The sequence below is a fragment of the Victivallaceae bacterium genome, from assembly GCA_036659455.1.
GTDB lineage: Bacteria > Chlamydiota > Chlamydiia > Chlamydiales > Chlamydiaceae > JAVXCN01.
This window is the reverse complement of sequence record JAVXCN010000001.1, coordinates 305698-326216: the sequence shown is the minus strand read 5'-3', so window position 1 is coordinate 326216 and position 20519 is coordinate 305698. Positions and strand designations below refer to the sequence as shown.

Annotated in this window: 20 protein-coding genes and 1 other RNA gene; 13 read left to right on the top strand and 8 right to left on the bottom strand. The window is 38.8% G+C overall.

Annotation, left to right across the window (positions count from 1 at the left end; genetic code table 11):
- Window positions 1–171 precede the first annotated feature (171 nt).
- Both RSA43_01430 and RSA43_01425 read left to right on the top strand, forming a co-directional pair.
- On the top strand, window positions 172–1389 hold the full coding sequence (locus RSA43_01430) for a hypothetical protein (protein MEG2495949.1): 1218 nt from the start codon (window positions 172–174) through the stop codon (window positions 1387–1389).
- A gap of 368 nt (window positions 1390–1757) precedes the next feature.
- On the top strand, window positions 1758–3089 hold the full coding sequence (locus RSA43_01425) for a hypothetical protein (GenBank protein ID MEG2495948.1): 1332 nt from the start codon (window positions 1758–1760) through the stop codon (window positions 3087–3089).
- Here RSA43_01425 and RSA43_01420 read toward each other — a convergent pair.
- A complete protein-coding gene (locus RSA43_01420; protein MEG2495947.1) occupies window positions 3060–3893 on the bottom strand; it encodes an RluA family pseudouridine synthase in 834 nt (277 codons plus the stop codon). The genes RSA43_01425 and RSA43_01420 overlap by 30 nt on opposite strands.
- A gap of 61 nt (window positions 3894–3954) precedes the next feature.
- Here RSA43_01420 and mutY point away from each other — a divergent pair, with 61 nt between their 5' ends.
- From mutY to ffs, 3 genes are all read left to right on the top strand, one after another.
- Window positions 3955–5019 (top strand): A/G-specific adenine glycosylase, encoded by a 1065-nt coding sequence (gene mutY / locus RSA43_01415; protein ID MEG2495946.1) that lies wholly within the window; start codon window positions 3955–3957, stop codon window positions 5017–5019.
- Window positions 5020–5081: 62 nt separating this feature from the next.
- Window positions 5082–5732 carry a MazG nucleotide pyrophosphohydrolase domain-containing protein gene (locus RSA43_01410; GenBank protein MEG2495945.1) on the top strand — a complete coding sequence of 217 codons (651 nt, stop codon included), beginning with the start codon at window positions 5082–5084 and terminating at the stop codon, window positions 5730–5732.
- Between the two features lie 41 nt (window positions 5733–5773).
- Window positions 5774–5873: signal recognition particle sRNA small type (gene ffs, locus RSA43_01405), an RNA gene on the top strand.
- A 2-nt stretch (window positions 5874–5875) separates the two neighbouring features.
- On the opposite strand, the gene RSA43_01400 is transcribed toward ffs, so the two are convergent.
- Both RSA43_01400 and RSA43_01395 read right to left on the bottom strand, forming a co-directional pair.
- Complete coding sequence (locus RSA43_01400) at window positions 5876–6703, bottom strand: CPBP family intramembrane glutamic endopeptidase (protein ID MEG2495944.1); 828 nt, start codon at window positions 6701–6703, stop codon at window positions 5876–5878.
- An 11-nt stretch (window positions 6704–6714) separates the two neighbouring features.
- Entirely contained in the window at window positions 6715–7350 is a 636-nt protein-coding gene (locus RSA43_01395) for a CT253 family lipoprotein (protein MEG2495943.1), read from the bottom strand.
- Window positions 7351–7659: 309 nt separating this feature from the next.
- Between RSA43_01395 and RSA43_01390 the strand changes: the two genes are divergently transcribed.
- Window positions 7660–8394, top strand: coding sequence for a protein phosphatase 2C domain-containing protein (locus RSA43_01390; protein MEG2495942.1), 735 nt, complete (start codon window positions 7660–7662; stop codon window positions 8392–8394).
- Window positions 8391–9515: a cysteine desulfurase family protein gene (locus RSA43_01385; protein ID MEG2495941.1), complete on the top strand. Its 1125-nt coding sequence runs from the start codon at window positions 8391–8393 to the stop codon at window positions 9513–9515. The genes RSA43_01390 and RSA43_01385 overlap by 4 nt, the downstream gene beginning before the upstream one ends.
- On the opposite strand, the gene RSA43_01380 is transcribed toward RSA43_01385, so the two are convergent.
- Genes RSA43_01380 through dcd form a run of 4 tightly spaced genes read right to left on the bottom strand, consistent with a single transcriptional unit; the run spans window position 9512 to window position 12866 of the window.
- Complete coding sequence (locus tag RSA43_01380; protein MEG2495940.1) at window positions 9512–10726, bottom strand: hemolysin family protein; 1215 nt, start codon at window positions 10724–10726, stop codon at window positions 9512–9514. The two genes, RSA43_01385 and RSA43_01380, sit on opposite strands and share 4 nt — an antisense overlap.
- A complete protein-coding gene (locus tag RSA43_01375) occupies window positions 10719–11954 on the bottom strand; it encodes a hemolysin family protein (GenBank protein MEG2495939.1) in 1236 nt (411 codons plus the stop codon). The genes RSA43_01380 and RSA43_01375 overlap by 8 nt, the downstream gene beginning before the upstream one ends.
- Window positions 11951–12280: a hypothetical protein gene (locus RSA43_01370; GenBank protein MEG2495938.1), complete on the bottom strand. Its 330-nt coding sequence runs from the start codon at window positions 12278–12280 to the stop codon at window positions 11951–11953. Before RSA43_01370 ends, RSA43_01375 begins: the two co-directional genes overlap by 4 nt.
- A 13-nt stretch (window positions 12281–12293) precedes the next feature.
- Complete coding sequence (gene dcd, locus RSA43_01365) at window positions 12294–12866, bottom strand: dCTP deaminase (GenBank protein MEG2495937.1); 573 nt, start codon at window positions 12864–12866, stop codon at window positions 12294–12296.
- A gap of 209 nt (window positions 12867–13075) precedes the next feature.
- Between dcd and ruvB the strand changes: the two genes are divergently transcribed.
- Together ruvB and RSA43_01355 are read left to right on the top strand one after the other, a co-directional pair.
- A complete protein-coding gene (ruvB, locus tag RSA43_01360; GenBank protein ID MEG2495936.1) occupies window positions 13076–14062 on the top strand; it encodes a Holliday junction branch migration DNA helicase RuvB in 987 nt (328 codons plus the stop codon).
- A 9-nt stretch (window positions 14063–14071) separates the two neighbouring features.
- Window positions 14072–14890, top strand: a complete 819-nt coding sequence (locus RSA43_01355) for a SpoIID/LytB domain-containing protein (protein ID MEG2495935.1) — start codon at window positions 14072–14074, stop codon at window positions 14888–14890.
- Here the strand turns inward: RSA43_01355 and RSA43_01350 are convergent.
- On the bottom strand, window positions 14859–16895 hold the full coding sequence (locus RSA43_01350; GenBank protein ID MEG2495934.1) for an isoamylase: 2037 nt from the start codon (window positions 16893–16895) through the stop codon (window positions 14859–14861). The two genes, RSA43_01355 and RSA43_01350, sit on opposite strands and share 32 nt — an antisense overlap.
- A gap of 146 nt (window positions 16896–17041) precedes the next feature.
- Here RSA43_01350 and RSA43_01345 point away from each other — a divergent pair, with 146 nt between their 5' ends.
- From RSA43_01345 to RSA43_01330, 4 genes are all read left to right on the top strand, one after another.
- A complete protein-coding gene (locus RSA43_01345; GenBank protein MEG2495933.1) occupies window positions 17042–17542 on the top strand; it encodes a CesT family type III secretion system chaperone in 501 nt (166 codons plus the stop codon).
- Window positions 17543–17577: 35 nt separating this feature from the next.
- Window positions 17578–18027, top strand: coding sequence for a single-stranded DNA-binding protein (locus tag RSA43_01340; GenBank protein MEG2495932.1), 450 nt, complete (start codon window positions 17578–17580; stop codon window positions 18025–18027).
- A 14-nt stretch (window positions 18028–18041) separates the two neighbouring features.
- Window positions 18042–19532 (top strand): leucyl aminopeptidase, encoded by a 1491-nt coding sequence (locus RSA43_01335; GenBank protein MEG2495931.1) that lies wholly within the window; start codon window positions 18042–18044, stop codon window positions 19530–19532.
- Window positions 19533–19688: 156 nt separating this feature from the next.
- Complete coding sequence (locus RSA43_01330) at window positions 19689–20414, top strand: histone H1-like repetitive region-containing protein (protein MEG2495930.1); 726 nt, start codon at window positions 19689–19691, stop codon at window positions 20412–20414.
- Window positions 20415–20519: the final 105 nt, after the last annotated feature.

The following is a 20519-nucleotide window of genomic DNA, read 5'->3' as shown; positions in this document are numbered from 1 at the left end:
ATTAATCAAATACGATTTTGAAAATTCTTGGTTTCAAGAAACATGAGCGGACATTATCGGAAACTTTAGAATTTGATATAAGTTTTTAACATACATTAAGTTTTAATATACATTATATTACAAATAGTTTATTATCATTTCATCTTTTTTCTTTTTAAGGAAGTTATATTTATGAGTAGTGGTGTTCCTGGATTTAGTGTTTTGTTTACTAACAGACCTAATCCCGAAGAGGGTAGTAGCGAACAAATCAATGGTTTTGAAAACTCCGGTTCTTCCGTTCGTCTTACGTCCGGGTCGGTAATTACGAATCAATCTCAGACTGCTTCACTGGACGTTTCCGAGGAGATTGAGACTGTTTCCGAAATTATAAAACGTGTTTTAAGTCAGAGAGATTCATCGTGCTATGACAGATGTTCCGAGGAATGCGGGTATGTCGACGGGAGCTGCGGATGCGGAGCTTTCGGAGCCTTCTTTTGCCGTAGTTGGGATATGTTATTTTCAGGAGGTGTCAATGAAACGGGTAAAAACATCCGTTTATTGGCAGAGCGTTTAGAGTCCGAATACGGTCCGCTGGTTCTTTTAAAGGCCCAAATGCTGTGCGGTCTTTCATTAGAGGAAATGTTAAGACGGAATCATAAGCCGACCGATTATGAAAAACATCTACTTGAACGAGCATGTAAACGAGCGCGGAACGTAATAGCAAGTAAAATGGCATCTTACCGGAGCCCCTCTTCGAATGATTCATATGTACAATGTATTGAGATTCTATCCCAAATTCCCGGAATGCCTGAATTGATATTGCAAAGAATCGGTTGTAAGGACGGCGATGTTGTTTTATCTTTGAATTTGAAAGTTTTCGGTGAGGGCGATTATTGCTTAAGATTAAACGAGGAAGATATGTTGAAGCGTTACCTGAATCCTAATTGGTTTTTCTGTTCCGGTCCACCCGATGCTTCCGTTTTATATCAGATATTTATGGAAGTGGTTTCGGTGTTGAATGATTTATGTCAGCAGGGTCGTATCTGGGTACAGGATCAAGAAGTAGAGGCTTTAGTGATGTTTATGTTCGCCGTCCGAGGATTTTCTTTTTGTGAGATATCAGCGGATCACATCTTAGTATCCGAGTTGGGACGAGCTTCCATAAGAAGGTTACAAGACGGCGCACATCAAGAACAAGATTTGGAAAGAGGAGGAGCCGATGTCGGTGCGATTCGAGATGCTTCGAGTTTAGCAAAAATACATGTAAAACGCCTGATAACGCGTTTAGCTTCGGGATCTTGTGATATTCCGATAGACTTGACTATTCCAGAACAACATCGGATGTTGTATACGAATGATCTCAGAGTAAGAGATCTTTTATTCGGAAGCCCTCAAGCAACTCCATTATAAAAAAGATCGAAAAAACGATAATCCACGTCATAAGAGAAGTGGGTTTTATACAATCGTGAATCTCCGCTTACGTTCAGTCAATTTTCGAAAAAAATAATATTCAGGAGTCTTAAGGAACGAATGATGAAGTTATATTATTTTTTTCGGAAATGCGGAGAATCGACGGCTTCCGCTCGGCACTGATGAAAAGAAATTCGGTGTGTTCCTTAAAGATAATCATTTATTTTAAAAGTATTTTAAAGGACTTGGACCAAAGAAGTGCTGCGGTCTGTTTTTAATCTATAAAAATGTTAATAAAATTATTTACATAATGCTGAAAATAATACATTCTTCTTTGCCAAGTTATTGTTTTTATTGAGATTGCTTTTATGTGTGGTTGTGTTCCTGGGTGTTGTGGTCGTCCATTTACCGTACTTTCTACCGAAGACGGCGGTAACGGAGCTAAAGATGTTGTTGATAGTCCCCTAAACGACCCTCAAGGTGCTTCAGGTGGAACCGGAACATCATCTTCAAGTGCCGCTCCGGTGATTACGAGTCAACCGTTAAGTGGAGACCTAGCCGGAACGATTCTAAGCGTTTCGCAAGTTATTGGCGATATACTGAATAGTCAAAAAACTGAAGATGGCGCAGAGGCGTGTTATACGGGTTGTGCTCCGTGGTGTCGTCAAGAATGCGGATGTCCCGGTTGCGGGTGTCCTTTGGGTGAGTGCGGATGCGGATCTGTGGGATCTTGTCTTTGCCATACCTGGGATATGTTTTGTACAGGAGGGCGTGGACAATCGCGTGAGGATATTACGCAATTAGTACAGACTCTGGAAGAAGAATACGGTCCGCTGGTTCTTTTAAAGGCGGAGAAGTTGACTGGTATTGATCTGGATGATAGAGCGAGACAACATCTTTCGATAACTAGACAAGAGAAATCTGATCTTAATAACGCGTGTAAGAAGGCTAAACTTGAGATGGAAAGTCAAGTAGACTTCCATCATAAGGGACAGTTAGTCGAAACGAGTCAAAAATGTCTCGATAAGTTAAATCTGATTCCGGGAATGGTTACAGCGATAAAACAGGGGGTATCGGAGGTGGGCACTAACGATGACACCACCTTCCCTCCAGAGATTAAAATTCTGACTGAGGAGGGGCAGGTTTGCATAGGCATGAACGAGGAGGAGTTTTTTAAGAATTTTTTGACGTCTGGTTATTTTTCTTCCCAGACCGGTCATGGTCCGGGCGTTGTTACGTTATGTTCTATATATATACTTGTGTTAGCCATATTACGTGTTCTATGTAAAGGGGGGCGTTGTTGGTTAACTGAGGTGGAGCTATTAGCTTTAGTAGTTTTTTTATTAGCTTTCAAAGGATATTCAGTTAAAGATCCGGGCGATCGAGATAGTCCGATTCCCACAGATCATATTTTACAATCCGCTTTAGGATTACGAGTCGAAGCGTTAATGACTGAGAATGCAAGCAGACGATCCGGACCTTCCGGACCTTCCGGATCTGACGAGGAACCAAGGGATCAAGTTGATGGTTGTGAAGGGGGAGGATGGAGACATTTGTTACAGCAAGCACAGAAAATATTAGACGGCGCTGTCGGAGGTGGTCCTATTCTCTCTCCTGACAAACAATGGCAATTACTGCGAGGCGGCGACCAGTCACTGGTGAAATGCTTATTAACGGGTGAACGAGAGACTCAAGTTTAAAAGTTTATCGAAAGAACGGCATAACACGATTGCTTGAGTAAAAGGACATGTAAAGTTTAATTCAAGGGCATGAAGTAGATGTCGAAATGTCAACATGGTCTGTTTTTTAGGGCCGTAATCAGGGTCACCCACTATAGGATGTCCTAAAGTTTTCATGTGAAGACGGATTTGGTGCGTACGTCCCGTTTCCGGTCGGCACTCGACGAGAGTAGTTTCTTTCCCGTATCCGAGAACTTTCCAGTGAGTTATCGTTAACTTAGAGTCCGGTGTTTTTAAGTTATCGAAAATTACTTTTCCTTGTCGTCTTAATACGGGAGCCGTATTCGTGCAAATACACCCGGATTTTTTAGCTATCGTTCCGTAAACGACAGCTCTGTAAGTTTTTATTATTTTTCGTTCTGAAAATATCCGATTGAATTTAAGTAGGGCTTTTTTCGTTTTAGGCATGATTAGACAACCCGATGTGTCGCGATCCAATCTGTGAACGCATTTTAGTCCGCTCAAACGAATCAGTTCTTCGGTAGTGATATGAGCCGGTTTGTCATAGATAAGGTATTCGGGATAATTTTGAATGATCCGTTCACTTTCGAATTGGGGCCGGATGTATCGGCTAGGATAAAATTCAACAAGATCACCGAATTTGAGTTTATAGGAATTGAATCTTTCCGTAAAACCATTGACGATGCATCTCTGATTAAGTATCGATTGAGAGATATCCCGGTTCGAATACTCGTTTTTTAATTTTTTTTTAAGAAAAGCGGAAAGGCGTTCTTCTTCTTCTTCCGTTTTCCAACAAAATTTCATAAAATAGTCATTTTTAGTTTTTCAAATTGATGATTCTAGCAAAAAATCGGTGATAGTTAAAGTGAGTTCCATATCCGTTTCGAAATTTCCGATAGTAAATTTAAACAATTGGTTTAATGAAAATAAGAGATTTTTTCCTTGGAGAATTAATAAAACGCCTTATCGGGTTTGGATTTCGGAAGTCATGTTACAACAAACGGTGGCAAAGACTGTCGTTCCTTATTTCGAAAAATGGATGTATTTTTTTCCCAACATCGGAGATGTAGCCTCTGCTTCGGAAGAGTCGATTTTGAAACTTTGGGAAGGATTAGGTTATTATTCAAGAGCCAGGAATATCAAGGCCGGAGCTATTGAAATTGTTCGAAAATTTGGTGGTCAATGGCCTGAAGATTTGAAATCTTTACTTTCGATTAAAGGCATAGGTCCTTATACGGCTAGTGCCGTTTTGTCTTTTGCTTTCGGTAAGAAAACGGCTCCTGTTGACGGCAACGTTTTAAGAGTATTGGCGCGTTATTTTTCCATAGAGGAGAAAATAGATTCTTTTAAAGGCCGCCGTTTGATCACTTCGTTAGCTGAGAGATTGCTTCCTGATGACGAACCCTCTATTGTCGCAGAAGGCTTGATTGAATTGGGAGCCCTTGTCTGTAATAAACGTCCTTCTTGTAAAACCTGTCCTTTACAATCCGGTTGCAATGCTTTCAAGTATTCTCTTCAGTCCGAATACCCGAAAAGATTGCCGAAAAAGGGTGTTTCCCGCTTATTTCGTCTTGTGGGTGTTTTTATTTCTTCCGAAGGTGTCTTATTGAATTTTCGTTATAAAGGATTAATGGCCGGTCTTTATGAATTCCCTTATTTTGATGTCGAAGAACAAGTTTTTTTAACGGAAAATACGAATATGCCGTTTCGTAATATTTTATCTCAGGTTAACCTTCAAGAACGGGAAGAGTTGTCGGTTTCGGAGCATTTTTTTACTCGATATAAGGTCAAATTACGTCCGACTCTATTCAGAGTCGATTTTCTTAACGATTTTGAAAATTTCATTCCTTGGACTAGAGTTAAATCATTACCGTTATCGTCCGGACATGCTTCCGTTTTACGACTAGTGCAAAGTAAGTTTGATTTTTAGTTTTTCAATAAAAATGTTATTCTTACCTGAAGGGTATACTGTTTGTTTCTTCGAGGAGCTTCGTGAATAGGAAAGATTTTGATGCATTTTTCGATTTGAAGGAGATGATAGTCGGAATTATTAAAGATCGGAAGTGTTTCTGGTCGAATAAACAAACGCCTTACTCCCTTTTGAATTGTTTAGAAGAAGAATGTCGGGAATTATTCGATGCGTTGCATTCCGAAAATCAAGGGGAAATCGTAAGCGAAATCGGTGATGTTTTGAGCTTAGCCGTTATGCTTTGTGCTGTTGCCGAAAGAGAAAATCTTTGTGATTTTGAAGAGCCTGCACTGGAAGCCATGGATAAAATTCGTAGACGTTCTCCTTATGTTTTTGATGATTCCCTGATTGTCGATTCTTCCGAAGAAGCGGAAAGACTTTGGGCGGAATTAAAATTGACGGAAAAATCTTCGATATCGCAGGAAACAATAAACATGACTTCCGATTACCCCACCTTTGTTTTAATTGACCGTGTTTTAAATCATTCTTCGGATTCCTTCGATGAGGGGGAAACTCATTTCGAATCCGAGGAAGAATTGGGACATCTTTTATATCGAATATTTCATCAATCCAAACAAAAAAATTTAAACCCCGAAAAAGCTTTAAGAAAAGTATTATTGAATTTTCTGAGTGATTCTGCAGCTCCGAATTTAAAAGATTCTGTTGAGGAATAGGATTGATTTTTAAGATTCTTTTAAAGATAATCTTTCGAAGAGCTGGAGACCTAGGTGGGTGAAAACGATCTGAATTGGGTCAGGATCGGAAGATAGCATCCCTAAAGTTCCGTATTCACGCCCCAAGAAAACTCCGGCTCGTTTTATATAATTATCATTAGAGCATGACTTAGATTGAACAAAGCGTGCAGTAGATAGGGAGCCAGAAGGTTCTTTTCTTTTTCATATACTAGTCCCAAAAATAACGACACTAAAAATAAAGACGGAATCAATATGAAATTCCCATCGGCTTGAGATGGAGAAAAATGTAGACCGGCGAATATGAGAGAAGTTGTTATGATGGCGAAGGTCCTTCCTTTTTTTCTTAACCATGACTGAAGAAATCCTCGGAACAGTAATTCTTCCGTAAACGGAATGACTAGGACTGTTGTTATTATGATTGTTAAAATAGTTTGAGACGTTCGGAAAGCTTCCGTAGTCCGCCTAAACATCGTTATGACGTGTTGTTCTCTGAAATCGATTTTCGTAAACATCGTGTGCATGATTTTTTGAATCATATCTCCAAGAATCCCTATTAAAGGTAAGAGAATTATAAGCGACCATAGAGAATAAACGGCGGTTGTCAGAAGAGCGGAATAGATTTTTTTTCGAGGCCTGGTAGGAAGGTTCCAAAAAATACTTTTCTTGAGGGTCTTATTTAAACTGCCGTAGTAAGAAATTACGAAAATAAAGGGAAGGAGCCCTGAAACCAAAAAAGCAAGACTTTCTCCGAAATCGGATTGCGGTATATAAATTATCGCTAACGGAACTAAAATCATTCCGAAAAAATAACCGAAGAAAGGAAGCAAAACATTGAACCATTTCAATGGAGTTTTGGCTACCGTACGGGGTAAGGTAAAAAAACCGCAAGCATAAGAAAAAATCGTAAACAAAAAGGCAAAAAGATAAGAAAACGGCAGATTGATTTTCACGTCAACATCGATTAATAATTCGCACAGACGTATCCTTCAACTCTGGCAACGATTTCCTTAATTAATCGATTATGTGCTAAACCGAGCGGGGTTGAATCGAAATTTTTATGTTGCCAATTCAGACGATTATAATCGGATGAAATAGTAGCTTGGGGTTGTTTGATTTCCATTATTTCTTGATAGACCAGTTTAACGGAGCCTTTTCGGACGTCAAAAAGACGAACTCTAGCCGAAACCCGTATGGGGTCGGATTCGTTTTTAGGCAATGATTGTTCTAAAATTTCCGTAGCAATAACGAATTCCGCAGGTAAAACTTGAGACGATACCGCAGATTCAACAATGCTGATGGGAGAATTGAAGGCTTCAGCAACATATGAGGAGACGTTTTGGTTTAATAAATAAATTTTTCCGGAATTACTTAACCGGCGAGCTATTTCCGTATTAAATTCTTCCCTCAAATCCCAATTGATTGCCGAAGAAGCCAAAACGCTGGCCGTCGTTTGAACAACCGGTAACATGAGAGCTATTCCTCTCGTCTTGCTTCCGGATTTATAAAGCATTGAGGTATAAGCCGGACCACATCCCGAAAAACAGAAAGATCCTGTAACACAAGCCAAAACCAAAGCTAATCTACTCATACGCTTCATACTAACCGACCTTACATAAAGGAATATCATCCTCAATACATGCCACTATACTTAAAGCAATATTTTTTAAAAATGTGAATCAATATTTCGTTGAAAACTCAGAAGTTTTCAATGAATTTTCGATTTTTCTTTCCATTGATAGCGGATAGGATTTATCTTTAAAAACAGGACTGAAAAAGTGCTGCCGGATTGCATTTTAATAAAATTTTTTGATCCGAACGTATAGGTGTTTTACATTTAAACACTTTTCCGGTTAAAACTTTGGAAATCGGTTCATTAAGGTCTTACGGTTAAGGGTGTCGGATTTTTATGTTGGCTTTGGACTATTTCGGATTAAGTGACATTGGCAAAGTACGTTCGAAAAACGAGGATTTTTGGACGGCCGATCCGGAAGGAGGGTTGTTTGTCGTAGCCGATGGTCTGGGGGGACGGACGGCAGGCGAAGTTGCTTCAAAAGAGGCGGTCTTAAAATGGATTTCTTTGTTTGAAGAAGCCCGTTCTTCGTTTTTTTTTCGAAATGCCGATGAATACGTGGATCTGTTAACCGAAATATTATGTAGGGTTAATGAGTGGGTTTACGTAAAAGGCGTATCCGATAATCGCTTAACCGGAATGGGGACGACCTTAAGTTCGATATCTTTCATGAATGATAGGGTTTTTCTATCTCATGTAGGTGATAGTCGGATTTATAGAGTGCGCGGAAATCGAATGGAACAATTAACTCAAGATCACTCTTTAGCCATGAAAAGGTATAATGAGGGTTATTCGGGATTGTCCGATTTATTGCCTTATAAGCATATTTTAACGAATGTTATCGGAATTAATCCGTATTTAAATCCTGATGTTTATCATGTCAGTTACTTGAAAAATGATGTCTTTTGTCTTTGTTCCGACGGTTTAAGTAACGCTATCGATGAACGCGAGATGACAGATGTTCTTTTTTCGGATCGGAGCTTGGAAGTTAAGAGCAATCACTTAGTGGAACTGGCGAACATGAGAGGAGGAAAGGACAATATTACCGTACTTCTAGTGGAGGTTTTTTGATTTATTTAGACAATAACTCTACGGCTTTTCCCGATCCTGAGATGATGCAGTATCTCTATGATTTATTTTCCGGGAAAAACTTCGGAAACCCTTCCAGTACGCATTTTTTCGGTAGAAGTTCCAAAGCTCTACTTTCAGAAACAAAAGAAATTATTCGATCTTTTTTCGGGATGTCGAAAAAATCCGAGGTGATTTTTACTTCAGGAGCTACGGAGGCCCTTAATTTGATGATTAAGAGTTTACCTCAAGGACATATCGTTTCTTCTTCTTTAGAACATCCGTCGATTATAGAATCTTTAAAATCGCTGCCTAATGCCGTTTCCTATTTAGACCCTTCGGAAGGTGAATGCATGATAACTCTTCAACAAATAAAGGAAACCGTTCGTAATGACACGGTCGCTATCGTAATCGGATGGGTCAATAGTGAAACCGGGGCTAAATTGGATCTGGCTTCAGTAGCATCTTTTGCTTTGACTCGAAAATTGTTTTTGATAGTCGATGCCGTTGCCATCGTTTGTAAAGAAGAAGTTATCATTCCCGAGGGAGTGTCCGGTATTTGTTTCAGTGGGCATAAAATACATGCCTTGCCCGGAAGCGGAGCGGCCGTCCTAAGTCCTTCCTTTAAATTAATACCTCAGATTGTAGGGGGCGGACAACAAAAAGGATTTCGTTCGGGCACAGAAAATCTCTGGGGAATAGTTAGTTTAGGTTTTATTCTTAATAAAGTAAGACCGGTGATTCATGAAATCGGTGGATATATGTCTTTCCTTAGAAATTTATTGGAAGATCAAATGATTCTAGAGGTTCCGGATGTCAAGGTTCATTGCAGGAATCAACCCAGAACCACTAATATTAGCAGTATCGCTTTTCAAGGTTTGGAAGGCGAAATCCTACAAGCTGCATTTGATCTAGAAGGATTGGCAGTGAGTTACGGAACTGCTTGTGCTTCCGGAGCCCAAACCGTATCTAAAGTATTGAACGGAATGAAAATTCCCGAAGAAGAAGCCATATCTACTTTGAGATTTTCATTGAGTCGTTTTACGTCGGAAACCGAAATCAAAGAGGTTGTCGATATCGTAGGTAAAACGGTTCGTAAGTTAAGAGGGTTGTCCGAAATTTAAGAAAAAATATTTTTAATAGTCACGCTTTTGATACCGGATAACGTCGTTTCTTTAATTTCGAACAAAAGATTATCTGCGATGACGGTAGCTCCTTCTTCAACGGGAGAGTCTAAAAGAGTAATGACAAGTTGCGCTAAAGTATCGACACCGTAGTGAACCAGAGAAATTCCGAGTTCTTTTTGTAAATCCTTAAGTTTTGTGTTGCCCGTGAAAGTCCTTTCGATGACGGTAACTTTTTTCGATCTTTTCGATGCAATGCTTAGAGTATTGAATATAGTCTTAAAAATAGTACTTAAGGTAAGAACTCCTTGGGGTTGACCTGAAGAATCGAGTACGAGAGCTACCGTATGTTGATTTTCTTTAAACTCCGTTAAAATACGAATCAGTTTAGTGTGTCCCGTAATGAACCAAGGAGATTTCAGATGGTCGGAGATGAACTCGTTATCTTCTTTGCCGATAAAATTTTTAGGCAGTGCTATACCGATAATATTTTTTTTAATCTGATGATAAACGGGTACGAAATTATTTTCGGATTGAGAGATTACCTCTCTGAGATCGGATACGGAGGCTGAAGAAGACAGTACCGGCAGCTGAGAAAGAGGAATCATAATGTCTTCGGCATAGGTCGTGCTTAAAGAAAAAATGTTCGTAGCTATTAGATTGAAATCATGTTCTTCATGGTGCGTTTCAAGAACTTTTTGAAACTCGTCTCTGCTCAGAGTGGAATTGACATCTTCTTTTTTTACTTTAAGTATCCGATAGATACCTTGGGTTAACCATCCGATGAGAAGAATAATCGGGTAAAATAAGTGATGGGAAAAATAAAGAATCGGAGCACCTATCATAGCTAATTTTTCAGGGAATTTTCTTGCGATGGTAATCGGCAATAGTTCTGCAAAAACGACTACAAGAAAAATTTGAGTCAAGGGAGCCCAATCGGGATTGATATTTAATGCTTGATAAAATTCTCTAGCGGATTGGGAACCGACTTGAAGAGCAATATTCACTCCGAGCATTACCGTTCCGAACAAGCGATAGGGTTTTTGAATTAAAAAGCTGATATATTCGGCGCTATGATCTTTCGTCAGATAGTAGTGCAAACGGACTTTATTGAAAGAAATACAAGCCATTTCCATCATCGAATAAAATCCTTGTATTGCAATACACAGAAAATTAAGGATTAGCCAGAAAAGAGTCGAATTTTTAAGCATCGAATTTCCTTATATAGATACGACGGATTTTATTGGGAGCAGCGTCCAATATTTGGAACAAGAGATTATTCCATTCGAATTTAGTTCCCGTTTCAGGAATCGTTCCGAATTGTTCGGTCAACCAACCTCCGATAGTGACGACATTATTTTTGGTCGGAAGTTCGACATTGAAAATCTGTTGCAATTCGCTTAACTCCATTTTACCTGCGGCAATGATGACCTCTTGATTAGACACAGTGTAAAGCATCCGATCGTCTCGTTTGTCTATGATTTCTCCGACTACTATTTCGAATAAATCCTCTTGAGTAATCAATCCTTCTATCGAACCGTATTCATCGATTACCATACCCATAGTTTCTTTTTCTGCGATTAAATGACAAAGTGCGGATTTAGCGGAAATAGTTTCGGGCATGTAATAGGGCTTATGAAGTATGGCTATGAGATCCGTGACTTGAATAACGGAAGTTTTATTCATAAGGAGGCTTTTTGCCGAACAAATTCCTAGTATATTTTGAATGTCTCCGTTGCAAACGGGTACTCTCGAACATTGTTTGACCTTAAACAGATTATAAAGTTCCGATATCGAAGAATTAATATCGTAAAATAAAATTTCGTGTCTGGGTTGCATACGTTCTTTTACGGAGCAATCGCTTAAGGACAGATAGCCGTAAATCAATTGTCCTTCTTCTTGACTGACCAATCCGTAATTTTTGCAACTTTGGAGAACTTCTTTGAGTTCTTTAGGAGAGATGTGTTCGGAAGATTTCGAAGGAAGGAAGAAATTAAGGGCAGCACTGATTCCTGTGGTTAACCAATTCAGAAAAGGATCGCATATTTTTTTGATTATCCGTATCCAGGGTGCAATTTTTTTAGAGATACGGGTATTGTATGGCATGGCGACGGCTTTTGGTAAAATTTCTCCTAAAATTAGAGTCAATACCAATGGAAAACATACTTTTGGTATCCAAGATGAATGATTTTGAAAAAGTACTGCCGCGAAATTTTGAATTCCGATGTTGACGCCAATATCGCAAAAAATCAAGGTAATTAAAAGATGATGTGGATGGGAGAGCAGATTACTGATTAATTTTTTGCTTTTATCATCGGATTTTCTGTAGTGCGCAATCAGACTGGAGGGCAAAGAAAACAAAGCGATGTGCGATAAAGAGATGAAACTTGATGCTAAAGTCAGAGCGATAATCGAAAATATTAAAAATGCATTAATCATTTAGGGATATCCGAATTTCGAAAAAAACAAATCTTAACATGCTCTTTTGGAATCAAACCTAACTTTTGCATCAAGATAAATTCTATTGTTTTTATATCTTCATGATGATCTATGTAATCACGAAGCATCCGTTCCGTATCGAACGCATTATCGATCTCTCTTTCAAGTTGACGAACACGATCTCTTAAACGTTTGATTTCCGTATTTTGTGCATTAATACCCTTCTCAAACGCAAATAAAGCGAAAAGAAAAATAGTGAACACCCACCATGATTTCAGAATGAGTAAATCGAAAATTTTTGAAAGAGAAAAATCTTTCATATTCACGCTCAATGAAATCCTAAACGAAAGGAACCGTTATTCCCTCTTGTTTTTGGTATTTTCCTTTACGATCTGCATATGATACGGCACAGGATTTTTCAGATTCAAAAAACAACACTTGGGCAATTCCTTCTCCTGCATAGATTTTTGCAGGCAAAGGAGTCGTATTTGAAATTTCTATAGTGACTCGTCCTTCCCATTCCGGTTCGAACGGAGTGACGTTTACGATGATTCCGCATCTAGCATAAGTTGATTTCCCCAGACATATCGTCAATACGTTTCGGGGTATTTTAAAATACTCCACACTTCGAGCTAAGGCAAAAGAGTTAGGAGGAACGATACAGACTTTTCCGTTAATCGGTACGAAAGAATCTTCCGTAAATTTTTTCGGATCGACAGTTGAATTATAAACATTAGTGAGGACAAGAAATTCTTCCGAAACACGAATGTCGTAACCATAGCTTGATAGGCCGTAACTGATGCACTTTTCTCCCGTCTGCTCGTTATGATTGACTTGTTTATCTACGAACGGAGAAATCATATCTCGTTCGGAAGCCATCCGACTAATCCAGCTGTCTTCTTTAATGCCCATGGTGATCTTCCGGATTTAATATTAACGGACCGCTTTTTCGATTCCAAGCAGTCGCTTGCGTCCAATTTAACATGACTGCGAAATATTTTATAATAAAAAACGATTCGTATTTTAAACGGTTTCGTTTTATCCGTTTTTGTTTATTTGCTGACAAGTTTCATTTTTTTGGTTAAGATGCAGATTAATCCTAAGTTACATTTTATCTCCCGATGATGGAAAAAGTCAGACCTGCGTTTGTGAGTGACAAGAGATTCGAATCTTCTCTAAGACCTAAGAATTTTTGTGAATTTTTCGGCCAAAAAGATATTAAGGAAAGATTGGAATTGTTTTTGAATGCGGCGCAATCTCGTGGAGAAGTTCCGGGACACTGTTTGTTTTTCGGGCCTCCGGGATTAGGTAAAACATCATTAGCTTATCTCATTGCCGGTTCGTTAAGTAAAAATTTAGTTACGGCTTTAGGGCCTCAATTTATGAAGCCCTCCGATCTATTGGGAGTTTTGACGAATCTTCAGGAAGGAGATGTTTTTTTTATAGATGAAATTCATAGGATGGGTAGATCGGCTGAAGAATATCTCTACTCTGCTATGGAGGATTATAAAATCGATCTGACCATCGATTCGGGGCCCGCAGCTCGCGTAGTTCGTTTGGATTTGGCTCCGTTTATGCTAATAGGGGCTACTACCAAAACCGGATTGTTAAGCGAACCGTTGCGAACCCGTTTTATGTTTTCTTCGAGATTGGAATATTATGAGACGGCGGATTTAGTGAGAATTTTAGAGCGTTCCGCACTTCTTTTAAATACGCAGGTCGGTCATGAATCTTTAGAGGAAGTAGCAAAGAGAGCCAGAGGAACGCCTAGAATAGCTAACCATTTATTGAGATGGGTTAGAGATTTTGCCCAAATAAAAAATAACAACATAGTGACTCCGGACATTGTTAAACGGGCCTTATCCATGCTTGTTATAGACGATTGGGGATTAAATGAAGTTGATGTTAAATTATTGAAAACTATTATTGAGTTTTATGAAGGAGGACCTGTAGGATTGAAAACGTTAGCCATCGCCTTAGGAGAGGATCCTCGGACGATAGAGGACGTTTATGAACCGTTTCTTATTTTGAAAGGACTATTAAAAAGAACTTCTCGAGGACGGATGGTTACGGAATCGGCTTATATCCGTTGCGGTTATAGAGGATAAGGGGAGATTATGCGTCATTCAGTAGCAATATTTTTGCTTTTATTGTTTTGTTTTTGTTGTCGGGAAGTCAATAGTGAAATAACCGTCACGGATTCTTTTTGTGAAACTTCACGGAAAAAGGATCCTATATTGAAGGTGCTATTGGTTGAAAATGCCACTACCGTTTTGATCGAATCCAAAGGACCTTACGATTTATCGGGAAATGGTGTCTATATCGGTACCTATAATCAAGGAAAAAGAGCTAATGTTCACGGACTCTACGGAACCTTACGTTGGGGTGAACAGTTAACGGAATCCAAACATCTTGTTTTGACTTCCACGGAAGAAGATGGAACTCTGTTCGTTAACGGGCTCCAGTACAAAGGGAGCCTTCACATTTATCTCGCTGAAGATAATCTCTCATTATCCGTTGTCAACGAAATTTCTTCCGAAGATTTTTTGCGTTCGGTCTTATCCGTGAAATATTTAAAAGCTGTTCCGAAAGAGGCTTTGTCGGCATTCGTTATTTTGGAAAGGACGGCTTTTTATGAAAGGCTTTTGGCTCAAGCCTCATATGACAAATTGTGGCATTTAAGAGCTGATCAAGAAGGATATTTAGGTTATGGAGTGACGAAAAGATTTTACGGAGTTGAAGAAGCCGTTGATTGGACAATGCGCCTTATTTTAGATAATCCCGTTACGTTAATCGAACCCAAATTAAAAGGTGAAATCGAAGATAAAATCATTCGTTTGGCTGCACAGGGGTTTAATGCTAAACAGATCTTGGAAGTATTTTATCCGGAAGTCGAGTTCATGGTTATAGACGGTTGGGACGAAGCCGTTTATTAAGATTGCTTTTGAGAATTACGGATGAATAGGCAGCTAATTTGATATGATCGTTAATATCCTGTTGTTGTAGTTGACTTGAGGTGAGTATTTCGAAAAATGTGTCGTATTTATCGTTTTTCGGTAGAATCGCTTTTATCGTTTTATTCGATACGTTGAAGGCAATATAGAGAAGACAGTCTTCGTCTTTAATGCAAATCGCCGTTAATGGGCAAAAACGAGCCTCTTCAATCTCATTTCCGTTTTGATCGCATTTTCGAAATTCCGACGTTTTCGGAAAATAAGGATATGTAAGACATTTCATTGTTTTTCTAATATTTATCATTTTTCTGAAAAATTGAAATAGATCGTCGTTCTCCTGTAGCTTATCCCATAAAAAATGATTTAATGACGAATCGTGGCACCAGCGATTGTTGTTGCCATTTGCCGTATGACCGTATTCATCTCCGGAAGACAGCATGGGTATGCCTCTTGAAACCATAAGTGCCGTTTGAAAATTTTTGATCTGTTTGATTCTGATGTTTTCGATTTCCGAATTCGCAGACGGTCCTTCTTCCCCAAAATTATTGCTGAAATCGGCATCCGTACCGTCTCTATTATTTTCTCCGTTGGTATAATTATTTTTGCGTTTGTAGCTGACCAAGTCTTTGAGAGTAAACCCGTCATGTGAAGTAATGAAATTAATGCTGTTTAAAGGAGAATGGGTCGGATAAATATCAGGAGAACCTTTAAGTTTATCGACGAATACATCTGCCAATTCCGATGTTCCGTTAATGAATTGTCGAACGATATCCCTATACTGACCGTTCCATTCGGACCATTTTGGACAAATTGAAGGAAAAAAACCTAATTGATAAAGACCTGCCGCATCCCAAGGTTCCGCTATCAATTTTATATCCGATAGTACGGGATCAAATGAAATCAATTCTAATACGGTTGGTTTTTTCAAAGGAGTGCCATCAGAATCGCGTGTCATGACGGATGCCAAATCAAATCGGAAACCGTCCACCTGCATTTCAAGACCCCAATATCTCAAACTGTCTCTGATTAATTCCGTCGAAGGAGGATAATTGGCGCTAATCGAGTTCCCGCATCCCGAATAATTTGTTGGACGTCCCGAAGAATCAAGAAGATAGTAAGCCGTTTGATCGATGCCTTTAAGAGAATAAATATTTTTGTCATTGTCTTCGGTATGATTGAAAACGACATCTAAAATAACCTCAATCCCGTTTCTGTGTAGTTCCTTCACCATTGTTTTAAATTCGGTAATGGAGGCATTCGGCTCTGATCGAGTGGAGTAACGATTCATGGGAGAAAAAAAATTAATGGGAGAATATCCCCAGTAATTACATAAATCGGGATGCTCCCTACTGATGAACGGATTTTTCGTTTCATTAAATTCGAATACGGGAAGAAGTTCTACGGCATTGATGCCCAGAGATTTTAAATAATCGATTTTTTCAATGATTCCTAAAAACGTTCCTGGATAATTAACTTTTGAAGAAGGATCTTGGGTAAACGATCGAACGTGCATTTCATATATGATAAGATCGTTTATTGCTATATTGGGTTTTTTTACATTTTCCCAATCGAAATCGTTTTGATGATTCGGAACGTAACCCATAGATGCGGATGAAACGGATTCGCACGGGTATAGGCAATCGGAACCTTTTCCCCATAAGTGAGATGAACAAATTTGTTTCGCATAAGGATCGCAGAGTATTTTTTCGTAGTCATAGGCATAACCTATATGAGGAGGAGCATCCAGTCGATAACCATAGCATACCGATGTGTCTTCTGGAAAATTTTCCAATGCCATATGCCAAACACTTCCGGTTTTATTAACGTCGGGATCGAAATTGATTTCCAAACACGATTTTCCCGGAAAAAGAAGAACTAAAGTGAGTTTTGAAGCATGCTCGGAAAAAAGAGAAAAATTAACCGTCTTTTCATTTATTCTTTGAGCTCCGAACGGTAATGGATTTCCTTGATGACGTTTTAATGGCATAATTGACTACGGATAGCAATTTTCTTTTCAAATTTCAAGGAATTTTTTAATCGGATTTTATCTCAATAAAATTCCTAAAAATAGTTCCTTCAAATGTGTCAAATATGGTAGATTTGCGCCAACTAAACGTTAGAAGGAGTTTACCCGTGTCAAGGCAGAATGCTGAGGAAAATTTGAGAAATTTTTCTAAAGAGCTAAAGCTTCCCGATGTAGCTTTCGATCAGAATAATACTTGTATTTTGTTTGTTGACGGAGAGTTTTCTTTGCATCTTACTTATGAAGAGCATTCGGATCGACTATATGTTTATTCTCCTCTTTTAGATGGATTACCCGAAAATGTTAATCGAAAAGTAGCTCTTTACGAGAAACTTTTGGAAGGATCCATGTTAGGGGGGCAAATGGCCGGAGGAGGAGTCGGTGTTGCTGTTAAGGAGCAATTGATTTTGATGCATTGTGTTTTAGATATGAAATATGCCGAAACCAATCTTTTGAAAGCTTTCGCTCAATTGTTTATTGAAACCGTTGTTAAATGGCGAACCGTCTGTAGTGATATTTGTGCCGGAAGGGAACCGAGTGTAGATACTATGCCTCAAGCTCCGACTCCTGGCGGAGATTCTCAGGCTCCTTCTCATGGGATTAGAGCTTAAGTTTTTGTATCCGATTATATCAGAAGGATTATTATATGATGTTTGGTTTATTTGCCGGTCATTTGGGGGCCGATCCTGAGGAAAGGTCTACCGCTCGAGGTAAAAGAGTGGTTGTTTTAAGATTAGCCGTTAAGAACAGATCGGCGTCTAAAGATGAAACTGTTTGGTGCAAGTGTAATATTTGGCACGATCGATATGATAAGATGTTGCCGTATTTGAAAAAAGGATCTGCTATAATCGTCGGTGGCGATCTTAACTTGGAATCTTATTTGGCTAGAGACGGCTCTCCTCAATCTTCATTGGTTATAAGTGTAGAGTCTCTTAAATTCAGTCCTTTTGGTAAGTCGGATAGAACCGGAGTCGATACAGGAAGTGTTGAGGAATCTGCCATCGGATCTTCGGGCTTTGATAACTCCGACATTTATGCCGGTGTCGGTAGCAGAGAAGATCCGGAAGGTTTTCTTAGCGATAATGTTCCGTTTTAAAAATAATTAGTTCTATGTTTACTTCTCAATCTACTATTGTTAAAAGGGCGTCTGCAGATGTTGTCGTAGTTCCTTTTTGGAGTTTTAAAAATAAAGCAAAAGAAGCCGTTTCTCTTAAAGAGATTTCGGATGATCTTGTTATTTCCTCCGCTTTAGTGGGGTTCGAAGGAAAACTCGGTGAAATAAGAGTCGTTTATAGACATAGTCCTGCCGAAAAAATCGTTTTGTTGTTAGGACTGGGGAATGAAGAGGAGATAAATGCAGATTCCGTTAGAAAGGTTTACGGCATTTTAACTACGTTTTGCAATAAGGAAAAATGGTCTTCGGTAAACGTAGTTTTGCCTTCGGTATCGAAGTTGAATCGAATTCCTGCTTCGACTTTCGTCGAATGTTTGGCTGAGGGTGTTCTTTCCGCTAATTATCTTTTACCTAGATACGGTAATTTTTCTAAAGAAAAGCGATCTCAAATAGAGAATTTATCCTTATATGGTCTCGTGCCTGCTGTTGCTGAGCCGATTTTTAAGCGTATTCAAAATATTTATCAGGGTGTTTATCTTACACGAGATCTTGTAAATGGTAATGCGGATGATGTAACGCCTGGATTTCTTGCCGATACGGCTAAAGCTTTGGGTAAATCTTTTCCTAAATTGAATGTGACCGTTCTTGATAAAAAATTTATTAATGAAAAAATGGGGCTTTTTTCTGCTGTAGCCAAAGGTGCCTCAGTCCCTCCTAAGTTTATTATTATGAAGTACGAGGGAAGACCTCGATCTAAAGATGTTTCGGTTTTTATAGGTAAAGGGATTACGTACGACACGGGTGGATTGGATTTGAAGCCGGGCAAAGCTATGTTGACTATGAAAGAAGATATGGCGGGGGGGGCTACGGTTCTAGGAATTATGCAAGCCGTTTGTACTTTGGATGTAAAAGCTAATATTATAGGTATTATTCCTGCTACTGAAAATGCTATAGGAGCTGCCGCTTATAAACAAGGTGACGTTTATGTATCTTACTCCGGAGACTCTGTTGAGATTGGCAGTACGGATGCGGAAGGTCGTTTAGTTTTAGCAGATGCTATAAGCTATGCGGTACAAAATTTTCATCCGGCCAGAATTATAGATTTTGCAACATTAACTGGAGCAATGGTCATTTCTTTGGGGGAAGATATTGCCGGAATGTTCTGTAATAACGATGCTATGGCAGATTTTCTTTTAAATTCTTCCTTGACTACCGGCGAAGCTGTTTGGAGATTGCCCTTGTATGCCGGTTATGACAAGGCTTTGAAGTCGGATATTGCGGATATGAAGAATATCGGTAGTAACAGAAGCGGAGCCATAACGGCTGCTCTGTTTTTACAGCGTTTTGTTAAAGACACGGCATGGGCTCATTTTGATATTGCCGGAACGGCGTATCATAACGAATCGGATGATTATTTACCGAAATATGCAACTGGTTTCGGTGTTCGATTAATCACTTCATATATTATGGATATTTTGGCTTCCTAAGCATGTTTGAGTGACTTTTTTTAATTGTTATTTATCTATTTTTTCTTTTATTTTAATTTTTTTTTTTTAGTTTTTTGTATTTTCTCTAAAGTTTTTTCTTATTCGTGTCGATTAACCAAATAAGTATTCACCGGTTAATTAGAGGTTAGAAAAACAATGCTGGAAATTCGGAAGAAAAAAAGCCCTTCCAGAAAATTATCGGATAAAAAATCTGATACTAAGAAGGTTGCTAAAAGAGCGGTAAAGAAAGTTACGGCTAAAAAGATCATTAAAAAAGCCGTAGTTAAAAGAGTCGTTAAAAAGACTCCCACCAAAAAGGCTCCTGTTAGAAAAGTCGCTTCGGCTAAAAAAGTCGTCAGAAAAAGCGTTGCTAAAAAGGCCGTAGCTAAGAGAGTTGTTAAAAAGACTTCTGCTAAAAAGGCTCCTGTTAGAAAAATCGCTTCGGCTAAAAAAGTCGTCAGAAAAAGCGTTGCTAAAAAAACTGTAGCTAAGAAAGTCATTAAAAAGATTTCTGTCAAAAAGGCTCCCGTTAGAAAAGTCGCTTCGGCTAAAAAAGTCGTCAGAAAAAGCGTTGCTAAAAAAGCCATAACTAAAAGAGTCGTAAAGGTTCCTGCTAAAAAAGTTGCAGTGAAAGCATGTTCTCATAAAAAGGCAGCGAAAAAATCTATTTCTCATAAATCTTCTAAAAGGGTTCAAACTAAATTATCTATGCATAATGCTTCGTCATCCAATAAACCGTGTTGTAATAAGGGAGTTGGTAAATCTTCTTCCAAGACTTGTAATTCCAAAACTCATCGTACTACCGGAAAACATCATTCCGGAAATAAAGTCAGAACGGCTGAAAATTGGAAAAGACATTTGATGAGCTTAATCGGTAAATAATTTTTATTTAATCGTTTGAGTTTTCAAATAACGGCAAAACTTATTATTTTGCCGTTTTTTTTTGTACGATTGTTACTTTGAACTGGATAAAGTATCCTTTCTCGC

Excerpts from the sequence above, each read along its gene's own strand:
- RSA43_01380 (MEG2495940.1), bottom strand. The coding sequence starts at position 10,726 with ATGCTTAAAAATTCGACTCTTTTCTGGCTAATCCTTAATTTTCTGTGT.
- RSA43_01375 (MEG2495939.1), bottom strand. The coding sequence starts at position 11,954 with ATGATTAATGCATTTTTAATATTTTCGATTATCGCTCTGACTTTAGCA.
- RSA43_01430 (MEG2495949.1), top strand. The coding sequence starts at position 172 with ATGAGTAGTGGTGTTCCTGGATTTAGTGTTTTGTTTACTAACAGACCT.
- RSA43_01395 (MEG2495943.1), bottom strand. The coding sequence starts at position 7,350 with ATGAAGCGTATGAGTAGATTAGCTTTGGTTTTGGCTTGTGTTACAGGA.
- RSA43_01330 (MEG2495930.1), top strand. The coding sequence starts at position 19,689 with ATGCTGGAAATTCGGAAGAAAAAAAGCCCTTCCAGAAAATTATCGGAT.
- RSA43_01340 (MEG2495932.1), top strand. The coding sequence starts at position 17,578 with ATGATGTTTGGTTTATTTGCCGGTCATTTGGGGGCCGATCCTGAGGAA.
- RSA43_01355 (MEG2495935.1), top strand. The coding sequence starts at position 14,072 with ATGCGTCATTCAGTAGCAATATTTTTGCTTTTATTGTTTTGTTTTTGT.
- RSA43_01350 (MEG2495934.1), bottom strand. The coding sequence starts at position 16,895 with ATGCCATTAAAACGTCATCAAGGAAATCCATTACCGTTCGGAGCTCAA.
- dcd (MEG2495937.1), bottom strand. The coding sequence starts at position 12,866 with ATGGGCATTAAAGAAGACAGCTGGATTAGTCGGATGGCTTCCGAACGA.
- RSA43_01335 (MEG2495931.1), top strand. The coding sequence starts at position 18,042 with ATGTTTACTTCTCAATCTACTATTGTTAAAAGGGCGTCTGCAGATGTT.
- RSA43_01425 (MEG2495948.1), top strand. The coding sequence starts at position 1,758 with ATGTGTGGTTGTGTTCCTGGGTGTTGTGGTCGTCCATTTACCGTACTT.
- RSA43_01390 (MEG2495942.1), top strand. The coding sequence starts at position 7,660 with ATGTTGGCTTTGGACTATTTCGGATTAAGTGACATTGGCAAAGTACGT.
- ruvB (MEG2495936.1), top strand. The coding sequence starts at position 13,076 with ATGATGGAAAAAGTCAGACCTGCGTTTGTGAGTGACAAGAGATTCGAA.
- RSA43_01420 (MEG2495947.1), bottom strand. The coding sequence starts at position 3,893 with ATGAAATTTTGTTGGAAAACGGAAGAAGAAGAAGAACGCCTTTCCGCT.